Source organism: Fictibacillus sp. BK138 (genome assembly GCF_004216955.1).
Lineage (GTDB): Bacteria > Bacillota > Bacilli > Bacillales > Fictibacillaceae > Fictibacillus.
This window is the reverse complement of sequence record NZ_SGXL01000001.1, coordinates 1,638,869-1,654,028: the sequence shown is the minus strand read 5'-3', so window position 1 is coordinate 1,654,028 and position 15,160 is coordinate 1,638,869. Positions and strand designations below refer to the sequence as shown.

The 15,160-nt window shown below is 39.9% G+C and carries 18 protein-coding genes; 1 reads left to right on the top strand and 17 read right to left on the bottom strand.

The annotated features are described in order from the left end of the window. Positions 1-175: 175 nt before the first annotated feature. Genes EV282_RS08225 through EV282_RS08195 form a run of 7 tightly spaced genes read right to left on the bottom strand, consistent with a single transcriptional unit; the run spans position 176 to position 5,740 of the window. Entirely contained in the window at positions 176-1,150 is a 975-nt protein-coding gene (locus tag EV282_RS08225) for a biotin--[acetyl-CoA-carboxylase] ligase (protein WP_425590191.1), read from the bottom strand. Further along, positions 1,147-2,331 carry a CCA tRNA nucleotidyltransferase gene (locus EV282_RS08220; RefSeq protein ID WP_130295288.1) on the bottom strand — a complete coding sequence of 395 codons (1,185 nt, stop codon included), beginning with the start codon at positions 2,329-2,331 and terminating at the stop codon, positions 1,147-1,149. Before EV282_RS08220 ends, EV282_RS08225 begins: the two co-directional genes overlap by 4 nt. A gap of 7 nt (positions 2,332-2,338) precedes the next feature. Then, positions 2,339-3,469 carry an N-acetyl-alpha-D-glucosaminyl L-malate synthase BshA gene (gene bshA, locus EV282_RS08215; RefSeq protein ID WP_130295287.1) on the bottom strand — a complete coding sequence of 377 codons (1,131 nt, stop codon included), beginning with the start codon at positions 3,467-3,469 and terminating at the stop codon, positions 2,339-2,341. 10 nt (positions 3,470-3,479) lie between these two features. Continuing rightward, complete coding sequence (gene bshB1, locus EV282_RS08210) at positions 3,480-4,172, bottom strand: bacillithiol biosynthesis deacetylase BshB1 (RefSeq protein WP_130295286.1); 693 nt, start codon at positions 4,170-4,172, stop codon at positions 3,480-3,482. Further along, positions 4,169-4,585: a methylglyoxal synthase gene (mgsA, locus tag EV282_RS08205; protein WP_130295285.1), complete on the bottom strand. Its 417-nt coding sequence runs from the start codon at positions 4,583-4,585 to the stop codon at positions 4,169-4,171. Before mgsA ends, bshB1 begins: the two co-directional genes overlap by 4 nt. Positions 4,586-4,596: 11 nt before the next feature. Then, on the bottom strand, positions 4,597-5,400 hold the full coding sequence (gene dapB, locus EV282_RS08200) for a 4-hydroxy-tetrahydrodipicolinate reductase (protein ID WP_130295284.1): 804 nt from the start codon (positions 5,398-5,400) through the stop codon (positions 4,597-4,599). After that, positions 5,393-5,740 carry a nucleotide pyrophosphohydrolase gene (locus EV282_RS08195; protein WP_130295283.1) on the bottom strand — a complete coding sequence of 116 codons (348 nt, stop codon included), beginning with the start codon at positions 5,738-5,740 and terminating at the stop codon, positions 5,393-5,395. The genes dapB and EV282_RS08195 overlap by 8 nt, the downstream gene beginning before the upstream one ends. Before the next feature lie 380 nt (positions 5,741-6,120). Between EV282_RS08195 and EV282_RS08185 the strand changes: the two genes are divergently transcribed. Beyond that, complete coding sequence (locus tag EV282_RS08185) at positions 6,121-6,993, top strand: YitT family protein (protein WP_130295281.1); 873 nt, start codon at positions 6,121-6,123, stop codon at positions 6,991-6,993. 33 nt (positions 6,994-7,026) lie between these two features. Here EV282_RS08185 and EV282_RS08180 read toward each other — a convergent pair whose 3' ends face one another. The 10 genes from EV282_RS08180 to EV282_RS08135 form a co-directional block, all read right to left on the bottom strand. Beyond that, complete coding sequence (locus EV282_RS08180) at positions 7,027-7,707, bottom strand: zinc metallopeptidase (protein ID WP_130295279.1); 681 nt, start codon at positions 7,705-7,707, stop codon at positions 7,027-7,029. Positions 7,708-7,793: 86 nt separating this feature from the next. Continuing rightward, positions 7,794-8,588: a sporulation protein YpjB gene (locus EV282_RS08175; RefSeq protein ID WP_130295277.1), complete on the bottom strand. Its 795-nt coding sequence runs from the start codon at positions 8,586-8,588 to the stop codon at positions 7,794-7,796. 79 nt (positions 8,589-8,667) lie between these two features. Further along, a complete protein-coding gene (locus EV282_RS08170) occupies positions 8,668-9,234 on the bottom strand; it encodes a DUF1405 domain-containing protein (protein ID WP_130295276.1) in 567 nt (188 codons plus the stop codon). A gap of 58 nt (positions 9,235-9,292) precedes the next feature. Continuing rightward, on the bottom strand, positions 9,293-10,060 hold the full coding sequence (locus EV282_RS08165; RefSeq protein ID WP_130295274.1) for a menaquinol-cytochrome c reductase cytochrome b/c subunit: 768 nt from the start codon (positions 10,058-10,060) through the stop codon (positions 9,293-9,295). A 48-nt stretch (positions 10,061-10,108) separates the two neighbouring features. Next, a complete protein-coding gene (gene qcrB / locus EV282_RS08160) occupies positions 10,109-10,780 on the bottom strand; it encodes a menaquinol-cytochrome c reductase cytochrome b subunit (protein ID WP_066241815.1) in 672 nt (223 codons plus the stop codon). 3 nt (positions 10,781-10,783) lie between these two features. Then, positions 10,784-11,287: a ubiquinol-cytochrome c reductase iron-sulfur subunit gene (locus EV282_RS08155; RefSeq protein ID WP_066290429.1), complete on the bottom strand. Its 504-nt coding sequence runs from the start codon at positions 11,285-11,287 to the stop codon at positions 10,784-10,786. Between the two features lie 120 nt (positions 11,288-11,407). Next, on the bottom strand, positions 11,408-11,872 hold the full coding sequence (locus tag EV282_RS08150; protein ID WP_130295273.1) for a YpiF family protein: 465 nt from the start codon (positions 11,870-11,872) through the stop codon (positions 11,408-11,410). A 325-nt stretch (positions 11,873-12,197) separates the two neighbouring features. Beyond that, a complete protein-coding gene (locus tag EV282_RS08145; protein ID WP_066290437.1) occupies positions 12,198-12,749 on the bottom strand; it encodes a ReoY family proteolytic degradation factor in 552 nt (183 codons plus the stop codon). Between the two features lie 90 nt (positions 12,750-12,839). Beyond that, positions 12,840-14,093 (bottom strand): tetratricopeptide repeat protein, encoded by a 1,254-nt coding sequence (locus tag EV282_RS08140; protein WP_130295272.1) that lies wholly within the window; start codon positions 14,091-14,093, stop codon positions 12,840-12,842. 38 nt (positions 14,094-14,131) lie between these two features. Further along, entirely contained in the window at positions 14,132-15,004 is an 873-nt protein-coding gene (locus tag EV282_RS08135) for a hypothetical protein (protein ID WP_130295270.1), read from the bottom strand. Positions 15,005-15,160: the final 156 nt, after the last annotated feature.

The window sequence follows — 15,160 nt, the reverse complement described above, 5'->3', positions numbered from 1 at the left end:
CAAAGAGGAAGAAGGCATAGGAAACATCCCTAGACGTTTTGATTGTTTGCTCCCTCTGTCCCGGTCCTGATTTTGGATCTAGGCAGATATATGGTTAATGTTCAAAAACTCACTGTACTAGTGCAGTTCCGCTGTAAGGATACCGCCTATACGTTTATTTTATCACGTACATAACTTAGTGAGAAGGAAATTCGATGTCCGCTGAATAGATCGAATGGATCTCGCCGTTGTCATCCTCGAGCAACAGAACACCTTCATCTGTAATTCCTTTTGCGTAGCCAGTTATAGAACCTGTGACAGATCTTGCTGTAATTCGTTTTCCAAGACTGTAAGCACGCGCTTCCCAAAGAAGCTTTATTACCGCAAATCCTTTTTCGAGGTAACTTCTATACAGGTTTTCTATCTCTTGCAATACTTCACCGGCTATTTCAGCTCGTTTATAGGTTTTTCCGCCTTCGATCGCAAGGCTTGTCGCAATCTCTGAGATTTCTTCTGTAAAGTGCTTTTTCTCCTGATTGACATTCATTCCGATTCCAACAATAACAGAATGGATAGAGTCCGCTTCAGCTTGAAGCTCTGTTAGGATTCCCGCTACTTTTTTTCCTCTGATCAATAGGTCATTCGGCCACTTGATAGCAGCTTCAAGACCAGTGACTTTTTCAATGGCTCTTGATGCAGCTACAGCAATAAGCAATGTGAGCTGCGGAGCTTTTTGAAGGGGGATTTCAGGACGAAGGATGAGACTCATCCAGATACCAGTACCAGACGGAGACTGCCACGCTCTTCCAAGCCTTCCTCTTCCCCCGGTCTGTTCATCCGCAATTACTATACTCCCTTCAACAGCACCTTCTCTCGCTAAGCTGTGTGCGATTTCCTGGGTACTATTAACAGATGTTTTGTAAGTGACCTTTTTGCCGAATGTCCCTTCACCTGTATATAAAGAGACTTCCTCTGCGGTTACAAGATCAGGTGAAGTGAGCAGCCGGTAGCCTCTTTTTTGTACGGCTTCGATCGAATAGCCTGATTTCCTAAGCTCTGATATATGTTTCCATATTGCTGTCCGTGAACAGTTCAAGCGCTCACTTATCTGCTGACCTGATACAAATTCACCTTCATTTTCAGCCAGCATGTGCAATAATGCTTCTCTCATTGTTTTCCCCACCTTCTAACCCAATCCCTGATCTCTCTTTCAGAAAGAGGGAGTTTACCTTCAACGATTTCTTTTTCTAACTCTTGAAAAAGTTGTCCTACCCAAACACCTGGAGATTCTTGTTTTATCTGTAATATATCCTCGCCGTTTAAAGGAATTTCATCTCTAGATTGAATGATGATTTCATCTGCGAGGTGTTTCAGTTTTCTTTCTTGTTCTTCATAGGATTCATCCTGAATAAGGCATCTTAGCCTTAGTCCTGATAATACGGAAGTTAATCCTGTGGTGTACAAATCCATTTTTGTCCATCCAGTTTTTTTATATGAAGAAAGGATGGTCAAAACGGACTGGATTACCTTATTTGGAAGCTTCCATTGCTTTAAGAAATCTCTCTCATCATCCACTTTAGTCAGAACGATTACTGCAGCCCATCTTTGTTCTTCGCTCTCTAAGGAACTCCAGTCAAATGACAGGAAGCTGCCTTCGGAAATTTCCTCTAAAGGATAAGGCATGTATGGGAAGACGCCGCAATCCTGCATAAGCTGCAATGCTTTTCCGGCCATCTCGCCTTCCAGCATTTTTTTGAATTCCACCGTTATTCTTTCTGTAGATATTCGCTTTAGCAAAGGTGCGTTGTTCTTCAGTGCCAATTTTGTTTTTTCTTCAATACGCATGCCGTACACACTCATAAAACGAAATGCACGCATAATGCGAAGCGGATCTTCAGAGAATCGTTGTTCAGGTTTTCCTACAGTCCTGATCTGCTGCCTTTTTAGATCTTCTCTTCCATTGAATGGATCGATAAGCTCAAAATTCTTATTCATGGCCATTGCATTAAAAGTAAAATCTCTTCTAGACAGATCTTCTTCTAGATCCGTGACAAACCAAACTTTGGAAGGTCTGCGAAAATCTTCGTATTTGTCTTCTTTTCTGAAGGTTGTCACTTCATACGATACTTGATTATATCTAACGATGACCGTCCCATGTTCTATACCGACTGGAATCGTTTTTGGGAAGATTCTTTGAATTTCTTCAGGCTTTGCACTCGAAGCTATGTCTATGTCCTTTATCGGTCGATCTAAACAATAATCCCGAACACATCCTCCAACAAAATACGCCTCAAAGCCTCTTGATTCAATTTGATCGATTACCGATGCAGCTTCCTCAAACAACTTGTTCATATGAACATCAACCCTTTACTAAAGAGTTATAGATATCTTCATAGACACTCACTATTTTTTCAGATAAGAAGTTTTCCCTGACATGCAAAACAGAATTTTCTCTAAATCGGCTAAGTTTATCATCATCTTTTAATAAGGAGACGGCTTTGCTAGCTACAGCAGCCGTGTCGCCTACTTCCACCATGTATCCGGTCTCACCATCTACGACCACTTCAGGAATACCTCCTATGCGTGTGCCGATTACAGGTACCCCGCAAGCCATCGCTTCTAATAGAACGAGTCCGAAGCTTTCTTTTTCTGATAACAGCAGTTTCAGATCACAGATCGAAAAGAGTTCTCCAACATTCTCCTGTTTCCCTAAAAATAATACATCATCTTCTATGTTAAGTTCACGGACCAGTTCACATGCAACTGTTAATTCTGGTCCGTTTCCGATCAGTAATAACTTTGATGCCATCTCATTTCTGATCATCGAGAAAGCTTTGATCACATCCTGAATCCGCTTTACGGGTCTGAAGTTAGATATATGTACGATTACTTTTTCATCGTCTTTTATTCCATATGTTTGTTTAAGTTCTGAATTATTGTCACGTCTGTAATAAACTCGCTCATCAACAAAGTTATGTACAGGTATAATTTCTTTTCGAGTTTTCAGCAACTGCTCTGTATCCTCTTTTAACTGATGAGAAACCGCTGTTACAACATCAGATTTTTCGATGCCGAATTTTATCATCTCACTTAATGAAGGGTCGTAGCCTAATACTGTAATATCTGTTCCGTGAAGAGTTGTAACAATTTTTATATGGTCATCTAACATCTGTTTCGCGAGAACAGCGCATACTGCGTGTGGTACAGCATAATGTACATGCAAAAGGTCTAATTTCTCTCGCTTAGCTACCTCTGCCATCTTGCTTGCTAGGGCAAGGTCATATGGAGGATACTGAAAAACTGAATATTGATTTACTTCTACTTCATGAAAAAAAATGTTCGGATAAAATTTCCCGAGACGAAAGGGTATGCTGGACGTGATAAAGTGAATCTCATGACCTCTTTCTGCGAGCAATTTCCCTAGTTCAGTAGCAACCACCCCTGACCCACCGACTGTTGGATAACAGGTGATTCCGATTTTTAACTTCATAACGATCTCCTTATAAGTTGTTGGTCATATACGTATGTTCTGGAATAAAACCTTCTGCATAAGATGTACCTGCTTCAAGGCCAAACAGTCTGTCCCTTGCCTCAACGCGTTCAATATACCCGTTTGTGAGCGGTGTATCGACACTGTCTGCTGTCTTTACAAACTGCGAAGGATACGCTTGCAAAGCTTTTATTTTATATGAATATGAATCACTGACATTCAAAAACAGAGAAGGCCGTTCTGTACTGTTAATAAAATAATAGAAGATATTCTTTACTTTATGTGCATGGCGTCCATCCGGATCTTTAATATTTTTGATACCAGCTGAAAAAACAGCTTCTTTAACAAGTCTAGCGCAACTGCCATGGTCTGGATGACGGTCCACCCAATAAGGAGCAAAAACATACTCAGGCTTAAACTTTCGGATACATGAAACCATTTTTAAAATAAAATCTTCTTGTAAATATAAACCTCTGTCCGCAAGCTTAAGATTCACTCTATTCTTGACACCTAGAATACCAGCTGCGTCTTGAGCTTCTTTCTTTCTGATATCTACACTACCGTTTGAAGACAACTCAGCTTCAGTTAAGTCACAGATGATAACTTCACGGCCACTTTCTGTTTCCTTTTTAATCGCTGCTCCCATTCCGATTTCCACATCATCTGCATGTGCACCGAAAGCAAGCCAGTTTTGCAGGCTCATTTGTTATCTGACTCTCTTTCATCGATTATTCTGCGCCAGTCCAAGTCTCCACGTTCAAGTGACTTAATAAACAGTTCTGCCGAAGCTAAATTTGTTGCCAACGGAATTTGATAGACATCACAAAGACGCATTAACGCTGATACATCTGGTTCATGAGGCTGAGCTGTTAGAGGATCTCTGAAAAACAATACAAGATCCAGTTCATTTTCAGCAATCAGTGCACCAATCTGCTGATCACCGCCTAAAGGGCCAGACTGCAGCAAGTTTATAGAGAGATTTGTAGCTTCGTTTATTTTAGATCCTGTCGTTCCGGTAGCGTATAAAGCATGCTCTATTAAGATATCTTTATATGCAATTGTAAAATTAATCATATCGTTCTTCTTTTTATCGTGCGCAATAAGAGCTATTTTCATGATTACACCTCTTATTCCATAATATTTTCAAGACCATACACAAGGCCTTCGATATTCATTACACTTTCAACAGCCATCTTCACTCCAGGCATGAAAGACGCTCTGTTCATAGAATCATGGCGGATGGTCAGCAGCTGCCCTTCACCGCCAAACATAACTTCTTGGTGAGCTACTAGCCCTGGCAATCTCACACTATGAATCCGGATTCCATCAAGCTCTGCTCCTCTTGCACCTTGCAGATCTTCTTTTTCTTCTGGATGTCCTTGTCTTTTTTCATCGCGCACTTCTGTGATGAGCTGAGCGGTCTTGAGAGCAGTTCCTGATGGAGCATCAAGCTTTTGATCATGATGTTTCTCAATGATTTCAATATCAGGAAGATACTTTGCAGCCATCTGTGAAAATTTCATCATCAAGATCGCTCCAATCGCAAAGTTAGGTGCGATTATAGCACCAGTATTCTTTTCTTGTGCGAGCTGTGTCAGCCTCTTTAGATCTTCATTAGAAAAACCTGTCGTGCCGATCACCGTTCGCAGTCCGTGGTTAAGAGCAACTTCCAGGTGTTTTTTCCCGATATCAGGGCGAGTCAGGTCAACTAATACATCTGCTTCTACCGACTGTATGCATCGTTCAAGGTCATCGTAAACAGGTGCTTCCATTGAAGCAGGAGCTCCTTCTAGATCTTTCACTTGCAATCCGTCATTTTTGGAGTCCACTGCGGCTGCCAGTTCTAGATGAGATGCAGCTTCAATCATCTTTAATGCCTCTGTACCCATCTTTCCGCGAGGACCTGCTAAAATAATTTTAATTTTATCCATTGTTTCTCTCTCCTTCATCAATACGTGTCCATCTGTCTTTATCCCGTGTTTGAAATTTGTTCATTACTGTACTAAGTGCATCATCTAGATCTATATTTAGGGAATTTGCTAGGCATATTAAAACAAAGAACATATCTCCAAGTTCTTCTTCTACTGTTTTTGCATCTTCTGATGACTTTTTTGGTTTTTCGCCATAATGGTGATTCACTTCGCGAGCGAGTTCACCAAGCTCTTCGGTTAATCTGGCAAGCATTGCAAGAGGGCTGAAGTAACCTTCTTTAAACTGTGATATGTATTGATCAACAATGTCCTGACTTTCTTTTAAAGTACGGTTGGTCATGAGGGTGACCCTCCTTATCTTTTTAGTTCCACCTATATGTTATCGGTATTTTTTATGTTTGACAAATTTCATGAAATTTTGATTATAATAGGAAGGCGTGTTTTAAAGAAAAAGGCTGTTTTCGAATACATTGCTGTTATTGGAAGTAGTTGACTTCCATTCCAGGATGCTCGCTTTCCGCGGGGCGTGCGGTGAGCCTCATGCCGCTTTGCGCCATTAGGAGTCTCACCTGTCCCACTCGTCCCGCTGGAGTCTCGCACCTTGCATTCCAGTCAACTTTTCAATGAGGATTAAATATTTCAAAAGCAACAATCTATTAGATAATAGCCTTAATAAAAACTTAAAGAAACAACTCGATTTAGACAGAAAAGAGGCATTATATGATTTATCCTATCAAACTAAAAAATATTCTTTTCATTCTATTTGGCTCTGCTATTTTCTCTTTTGGAATTGTTCATTTTAATATGACGAACAATTTAGCAGAAGGCGGTTTTACCGGGATCACCCTTATTCTCTATTTTTTATTCTCAATTGATCCTTCGTATTCTAACCTTGCGTTGAATATCCCCTTATTCTTTGTAGGGTGGAAGCTGCTCGGCAGGAATTCATTCATTTATACAGTGATCGGGACTGTAGCAGTATCTGTCTTCTTGTTTATTTTTCAAAGATATTCCTCGATCATAATAGACCTGAAAGAAGATATGACCCTCGCGGCTCTCTTTGCAGGTGTATTTATCGGAGTCGGCCTTGGAATAATATTCCGTTATGGAGGAACGACTGGAGGAGTTGACATTATAGCACGGCTTGGGCATAAATTCTTAGGCTGGAGTATGGGTAAAACCATGTTTATTTTCGATTTTATGGTTATCGCCATTTCGCTTGTTTACTTGAATTATCGTGAAGCTATGTATACTCTAGTTGCCGTGTTTATTGGAGCACGTGTGATCGATTTTATGCAAGAAGGTGCCTACGCCGGGAAAGCAGTGATGGTTGTTTCAGAGAAAAACGCTGAAATTGCAGCGAACATTATGAAGGAACTTGACCGCGGTGCAACTTTATTGAATGGTAAAGGTACATTTACAGGTCAGCTTCGTGAAGTACTGTATTGTGTAATCGCGAAAAATGAAATTGTTCGTTTAAAGCAAGTTATTGAACGAATTGACCCGCATGCCTTTGTTACGGTAAATGATGTTCATGAGGTAATCGGAGAAGGTTTTACTCTAGATGCAGATAAGAACCCTATAGGAAGATAAAAAAAACTCCCGAGAAATCGGGAGTTTTGCCTTTTAATCGTCTTGGTTCATTCCTAAGAACATGAATATAAACCGGGCTAATTCAAGTAATGCAACTAGTGCGCCAGCAACGTATGTTAATGCTGCAGCGTTCAGTACTCTGCGGGCTCCGCGTTCTTCATTGTTGCGAATCATACCCGTTGATACGATTTGATCCATAGCACGAGAACTTGCATTAAACTCAACCGGTAATGTTACGAATTGGAACAATACTGCAGCTGACATAAAGATAATTCCCAGCAGGAATAGATTTGTTGCTTGAAAGAAAATTCCGCCTAATATCAATAAGAAGGAAAAGTTCGATCCGATGTTTGCAACAGGCACAAGGGCGTGTCTGAATCGAAGGAAAGCATAACCTTCAGCATCTTGGATAGCATGGCCAACTTCGTGGGCTGCGACTGCAGCACCTGCGATCGAATTTCCATAATAATTATCTTCAGATAAACGAACTACTTTGCTGCGAGGATCATAATGATCGGAAAGCATTCCTCTAACAGGTTCTACTTGAACATTATACAGACCATTTTCATCTAAAATCTGTCTCGCTACTTCTGCACCTGTTTTACCAGTGCTGTTAGCTACTTTTGAATATTTCTTGTACGTACTTTTCACTCTCATTTGTGCCCAAAGGGGAACAATGAGCAAAATAGCGAAGTAGATTAAAAATCCACCCATTTTTTGCATTCCTCCATATAAAAAGCTTTTGTTAGCCACATTTTACGTTTAATAACCATTGCTTGTCAAAGAATTCGCATTTAGCGTTATCTCTTACCGGGCACTCGAAGCTCCTCTTCTTTATCACCTTTATATTTTCTCCAACCAACATAAAATAATGTCGATGAAATAATTCCGCCTATTGAAAAGATCAGCCAGAACAGTGATGGCTCAGAATTATCATTTTTAGCGAAAAAAAGAGCTTCAAAGTCTGCAGCAGCTGCTTCAAGATGTTTTTGATGTTCAGCATCTGTCAAAATGTTATTTCTGTTGGCATCTACATAGGAAACATGTTCATCCAATTTTTCAATCTTCTCGGGACTTAAATCCACCATCAAAGCTGGTCTGACTGTTTCATACCTTTCTAATAGTAAATTCGCTGCTTGATGAAACGCTGTTGAATTTTGATCATCGACTTCTTTTTCCATTGTAATAAAAGGTTCGAGCATCATTAAACCTGTCTTTTTCCATAACGGTTCATAATTTGTTTGCAAGGCATCAACAAGGAGACGGACTTCAGTGAGTTTGTTGAGCTTTTTCTCTTTTGACCATTCTGGATTCTGCAGAGATGTTATGGCATCCGAGAATGTGTATTCTATAAGTCGCTTCTGATCAGGTCTTAACGATAGCACATCTTCTATGTGGGTAATATTTTCCGAGGTAAACTCTAGAACATCTGCCGCCTCATTATACCTTTCAATTTTACCTAGTTCCCATATTTCACTAGTAAGTTCATTAATCTCTGACCAATCTTTTATAGTTGTATGATTCGATGCATAAACAGGCATCGCAGCTATAGAAACGATACATAAGATCAGTACTGTCCACCCTACCCTTTTCATCCGTTGTCCCTCCTGTACCCTTATACTAAAAAGTATGAGAGCTGGGACAAGGTTAGACCTAATTTAAGGCATTAAAAAGCTAGGACTTTCTCATTCGCCAGACAAGCACCACTGATAGTACAGAAAGCCAAAAAGTAAAATAGCCGATCAAGTCTTGATAAGGAGCTAAAACTGGATATCTTGGCATCATATCAAATACATAATCTACAATCTCGTTATGAAAAAGCCATAACGCAGCTGCACTGATATGCCACATTTTAATTCTATAAAACGGGGCATACAAAAGACCTTGTAGAGCCATTCCGAAATGAGAGAATATAAGCATATAATTTATGATATCCAAAGGAGAACCAACAAAAGCTCCACCTATGTTCATCCCAACAGCCCATATTCCATATTTAAATAAAGATGCTGCTGCTAGTGCTTCAAGAAGACCATTTTGCTGGTTCCGTAAAAATCCTATAAGGACAAATACGAAGAACAGTGATGCTGTCGGGCTATCTGGAACGAACGGAAGAAAATACCACGGAGTTTCAATCAGCTGATAGTAGTACCAATAATAACCGTAGATCGTGCCCAGGATATTTACCAGCAGAAGAGTCATTAAAAACCAGCGTTCTTTGATGATTGTGAAAATCCACGACATTTTTATGCTCCTTTACGTTTAGAAAAAAAGCCGGCCCATACCGAGCCGGCTTTTCACATTATTTCTTTTCAAGTTTTGAGATGAATTCAGCTAGCTTTTTAAGCTCTTCATCCGAACCTTTAAACGCATTAGGTGGCATGCCAGGAGGCTTACCTTCCTTAGCGATTTTCATGATTTCTTCAGGTTTCAAACCAGTTCCGATCAATGATGGACCAGACGCACCACCAGATAAGGTGTTACCATGACAGCCCACACAGCTCTGTTTTTGGTAGATCTGATATCCAGGATCGTTTTCATCAAAGCTTACATCAACAATTTTACCTTGAGTCTTTGCTTTTTCCCAGTCATGGGTCACAACGGATTCCCATGTTAAATATGTAATGGAAATCAAACCTAATAACATTAAGCCAGTTGCAATCGGACGTTTAGAAGGACGTCTCTCCAATCCGGAATCTAGGAACGGCGCTAACATTAAAGCACCAAATGCTAGACCAGGAATAATTACAGTACCAATCAGAACATAATCCCCTGCCGCATACTTGTACTTCAAGAGCTGGTATAAAAATAAGAAGTACCAGTCTGGTAGAGGAATATATCCGGCATCGGTAGGATCAGCTTTCTTCTCCAAAGGAGATTCATGAACGATAGTCAATACTAGGTAACCGATTAAGAAAACGGCACCAACCATCCACTCTTTTAAAAGAAAGTTTGGCCAGAAGGCTTCTGTTTTTCCTGGGAACTCCGAATAGTCTTTCGGTATATTCGGTTTACGTTCAGCAGGGACACGAGAGTCTCCGACAAACTTCATTCCTTTACCGCGATGCATATATTTCCCTCCTTTGCTCTCATGAAACTTTTAAATCATTGCTGGTTTTTACAACGGTCCGGAAATACCTTGTTTACGGATCATTAAGAAATGGGCACCCATTAAGCCTAACAATGCTGCAGGAAGGAAGAATACGTGAATCGCAAAGAATCGCGTAAGCGTCTGCGCTCCGATAATCTCTCCGCCGGCAAGGAATGTTTTAGCGATCGGACCGACAACAGGAATCGTCATAGCAATCTCAATTCCTACTTTTGTCGCAAATAGCGCTTTCATATCCCAAGGCAATAGATATCCTGTAAAACCTAAACCTAACATAACAAAGAAAATAAGTACTCCGACAACCCAGTTTAATTCTCTCGGCTTTTTATAAGCTCCCTGGAAGAATACGCGCAATGTATGTAAGAACATCATTACGATAACAAGGCTTGCGCCCCAGTGGTGCATTCCGCGTACGATAACTCCAAATGCCACTTCATTTTGCAGGTAATAAACGGATTCCCAAGCATTCACGATATCAGGTACATAATACATCGTTAAGAACATACCTGAAAGAATTTGAATAACCGTGATAAAGAAAGTTAATCCGCCGAAACAGTAAACAAACGCAGAGAAATGATGTGCGGGGTTTACGTGTTCAGGTACCTCATGGTCTGCAACGTCTCTCCAAAGCGGCGTAATATCCAGGCGCTCATCTACCCAGTCATAAATCTTTTGTAGCATTCATTACGCCCCCTTTCTTGGTTTTGCCTTTCCTAAGTAAAGCTTTCCGTCTTTCACCTGGCTGTCATATACATCAAGCGGTGCAAGAGGTGCAGTACCCTTTACGTTTGTTCCATCCTTCGTATAGCGCCCTAAGTGGCAAGGACAGAAAAACTGATTAGGGTGTGATGGATCTGTGTTCCAGTCCACTGTACAGCCTAAGTGTTTACAGATTGGAGAAAGTGCGATAATATCACCGTTCTTCGCTTTATAAACCCAGGCAGATTGAGTGACATCAGACTCGTACCAGCCATCTTTTTGTTTGATTTTAAAGTCGAAACGCTTCGGTTCGTTCGATAGCTCTTCTATACTCGTAACCGCTACCAATTTTTGATCAGAACCCTCTTTTAAAATCGGATCAAGGGCGAAACGGACCATTGGCATAAGCATGCCGGCAGCCATAAATCCGCCAACGCCAGTTAATGTGTAGTTTAAGAACTGACGTCTTGAAATATCTTCCTTTGACATTGTTTTCCCCCCCTTATGCTGTAAATAACGGTCCCTCCGGACTTTTACACACATATTACTAGGACATAAACATGATAGCTTAAGTTGTCTTTTACTGTCAATATGAACATGAGTTAATTATCATGAATTTATGCCGCGCTGCCACTCATTAAAGATGAGCTGAAAAAGCGGTTTCACTTGTTCTTTAATAACTTCCAGCCTGTATTTTTCATCCATACTTTCAAGGGGCAGTGCCGGAACCCAGAAAAGCTGCCCTGTTATAGTATGTTCAAATTCCTTCCAATACACATCACTGGTCATTAAAAAGATGTGTTTAAAATGTCCGGAGGCTGCAGCATGATCTAGGAAACTTTTTAACTGCTCGATTGGTGAATGTTCTTTTATATATGTAAAATTAGGAGCTAAAAACATCCTTCCGTGCAGCTGCCGTTCCATTTCGCTGCAAAGCATCTCTGTATATTCACCCATCGTGACACTGCTCTTAAAATCTTGTTTGAAATCAATCGGGGTTAACGGGATTAACAGACTATCAACATATTCTCCAGACTTTAAAAATACATCTGCATCACTTGTCTTCCATCTCATAATTAAGTCTCCTTACACTATTCCTTATTCTGCTTTATATCGTACCACAACTCTTCTGGTTTTAACGTTATTCTATGTAAATATACATTAGGGTTGTCGGAATATGGCGACGAATGCCGCCTCGTGGACATTCGACAAAAACTTATGGATTAAGGCAGTAAACTTTTGGATTAAATGGCCAAACTCGTGGATTGAGGCTGCAAACTTTTGGATTCGGAAAGAAAGAAGGCATAAAGAACTGCATTTGTTCCAAATCTGCTCCTTATTTTTGGACATCGATAAACACATAAAAAGGATGACTCAACTTTTGAGTCATCCTTTCCAATTAAGAAGGCTGTTTTTCAAGGTTCTTAAGTTCTGTCGTCCACTTGGTAAAACTATCATAATCTTTTTGATCTAATGCTTCGTCGATCTTAGCCATAATATCGTTTTTACGATAAGTTTCAATAGATTTTTCGAGGATCATCTCAGCCCATATGCCGTATTTTTTGTCCATTGACATATTTTGAGGCAGGTGCGGATTCTCTTCCAGTACTGAGGCATATTCAGGCGTAAGTCTTGAAGCATTAAAGTTGAGCTCCAAATAAATTTCTTCTTCCTGATTTAAACGTATATCATGGAAAGACTTTTCTGCATCCGTTGTTAAAACATTTTGTTTGTAAAAACGGAATGGAACTCCATCTGTACATTGAGTAGACATGATAATTGCTTTAGGACAATATTCTGCCTTTTCAACAAAATGAACTTTTTCCATCAGCTGGTCATCACTGACTAAATAATTTAAAAGCCAAACACATTCGCGCTTCTTTAACTGATAATGATTAAGGAACCATTTGATAAAATCCTTCTTTTCAAGGACCGAAACGGTGCTGCTCATTGCAATCCCCCCATCATTCAAAAACACGTCTTATTTATAATATTTATATTCTCTCATTGCTTCTAAAATCCTTCTTTGCTTCAGAAAGTTTTAAAATTCTTCCAATCTGTTCAATACTTCCTCAATATCTGCTCTTTCTGGGTTCATTGTAAGCATAACCTTCATGACTTTTTTTGCTTCTTCCTGTTTGCCTTCTTCTAATAAAAAATAAGCATATTCTTCTAAAAACACGGGATCATCTTTAAAAAGAAGTGCAGCTTTTTCATACCATTTTAATGCTTCTTTAAAATCTTCTGTCTCCTTATTAGCAGTTGCAAGGTGCCAATACATAAGAGGAATCTCTTCTTTCGTTTCTGTAAGAGGCTTGTAAAGGCTAATGATATCTCCAAATCTTTCTTCGCGTAAATATTGATCACCTAAACGCAGCAGGGGCTCAATAAGGGCAGGATTTAATTCAAGTGCTTTCTTTACCCATTCTTCACCTTGTTCTGGGTAATGCATCTTATAAGCGAGTCTCGCAGCCTGTAAGTATATATTTTCATTATGCTCATCTCTTTTCAAGCCATCTTGGATTACTTGGTACGCTTCATCCAAAGCTCCTTCTTCCTCGTAAGATTCAGAAAGGACACTATATAGCGTCGTATAATCCGGATCCATATCCTTCAACTCTTCTAGAGCAGAAATGGCTTCTTTGAATTCACCTGCTTTAAATGCAGTAACTCCATGCCCGAACAAGCTATAAAGATCTTTATGATGGTCAAGTCCTTTTCTGTATAACGGAAGTGCCTCTTCAAATTTCCCTGCACGGCTCAAGGCTTCTGCATATCTTAATGGAAGATCTTCAATCTCAGCATTTTTATCGATGGCTTTTTGGAAAAGCGGCAAACTCGAATCAAATTTTCCTTGTCTTAAATAAAAATCGCCCAATGCATAAGAAAGTATAGGGTGATCAGTATCTCTATCATGTGCATCCTTTAATTTTCGTTCTGCAACTTCAGTTAAACCCATTCCTTCATAAAGGTCTGCCTGGAGGATTAATGCCCTTAAATATTCTTCGTCATTCTTATCTACCTGCTCTAAATAACTGATTGCTTCTTCATCCATACCTTCATCCAAACAGCATTCAGCAATGGATACGAGAAGCTCTCCTTCTCCAGGATATTTCTTCAGCAAGTTATTCAGCATGTCCATAGCTTTTGAAGTGTGTCCCCAATCCAGATATACCTCAGCAATCTCAAATTGTTCGGCATCGTTTGCATTTTGTGCTAATTGTTCTAATAGAGACATACCTTTTTCTACATCTCCATGTTCTACGAGTCTAATCGCATCTTGGATTGTATTCAATACTTAAAACCCCTTTATCCCTCGTTTTCTTGTGCCTATTATACATGAGAAACAGGAGATTCTCCAAAACGACGGGGCTGAGGTATCATAATTTCTTTTCCGTAGCCTTTCTTATAATCTAAAATGTTAGCAGAATGGACGACAGTACCTCTTACAATTACTGACATCACCTTCTCTTCCATGCCTTCTTTTGAGAGCAGACAATAATCTGCGTCACTGCCAGAGAACAGTCCGCCTTTTTGAGGATATATTCCCAGCATTTTCAAAAAAGGAAGCGGGAGCGGTTCATCTTCGTTCAATTCCCTATATAGAGTAGGAATCTGCATATTTGCTGAAAGTTCGTTCCATTTTTTTTGCCATATTTTTTTCTTCTTATCTTCTATATCAAAAGGAAATTTCGGAAAGATGACAGTACCATACGGAAAATTAGCTTCTCTGATCCTTTCCCATACTACCCGTGTCAGCTGACTGAAATCATCACAGATCAACTCAATAAAAGGAATCTTTTTCTGCTTGCAATACCGGACGATATTTGGAGTGATTTTTTCTGGTGATAGAGAGAGGCCGATACAATAATCGATTGAACTTGATATAAGCTGGTGCCGGGTTCTTTTTAATTCGTGATCAGCTTCATGGAGAAAGTCGATCCTGGCTGAAGTTAAAATTGTGGTTGTGCCGCGCTGTGTTTTCTCATCTACCTGTCTCCTTACATCTTCTACGGTCATTTTATTGATAGACATCAGTGGTGTAATATGACCAGGTATCATCTTAAATCCATGCATCGACATTTTCATAACATTCATTCTAAGAGGCCCTTGAGATACATATGATATTTTTTGAGAATCTACAAGATAAGAAAGTACCGTGTTTGTACCAAGCGATTCTAAAGGGCGCTCAATAATATACCGCATAGCTCGCCTCCTTTTATCTCTTTAAGACAAGCTATGATTCTATTATCGAATATATGATAAAAGAAGGCTTATTTCTAGTGTTGTTTCCGAAACTTTGTTGCACTTGTAAGTAGTTGATTTCCGCTTCAGGTTGCTTCGCTTTCCGCGGGGCGTGCG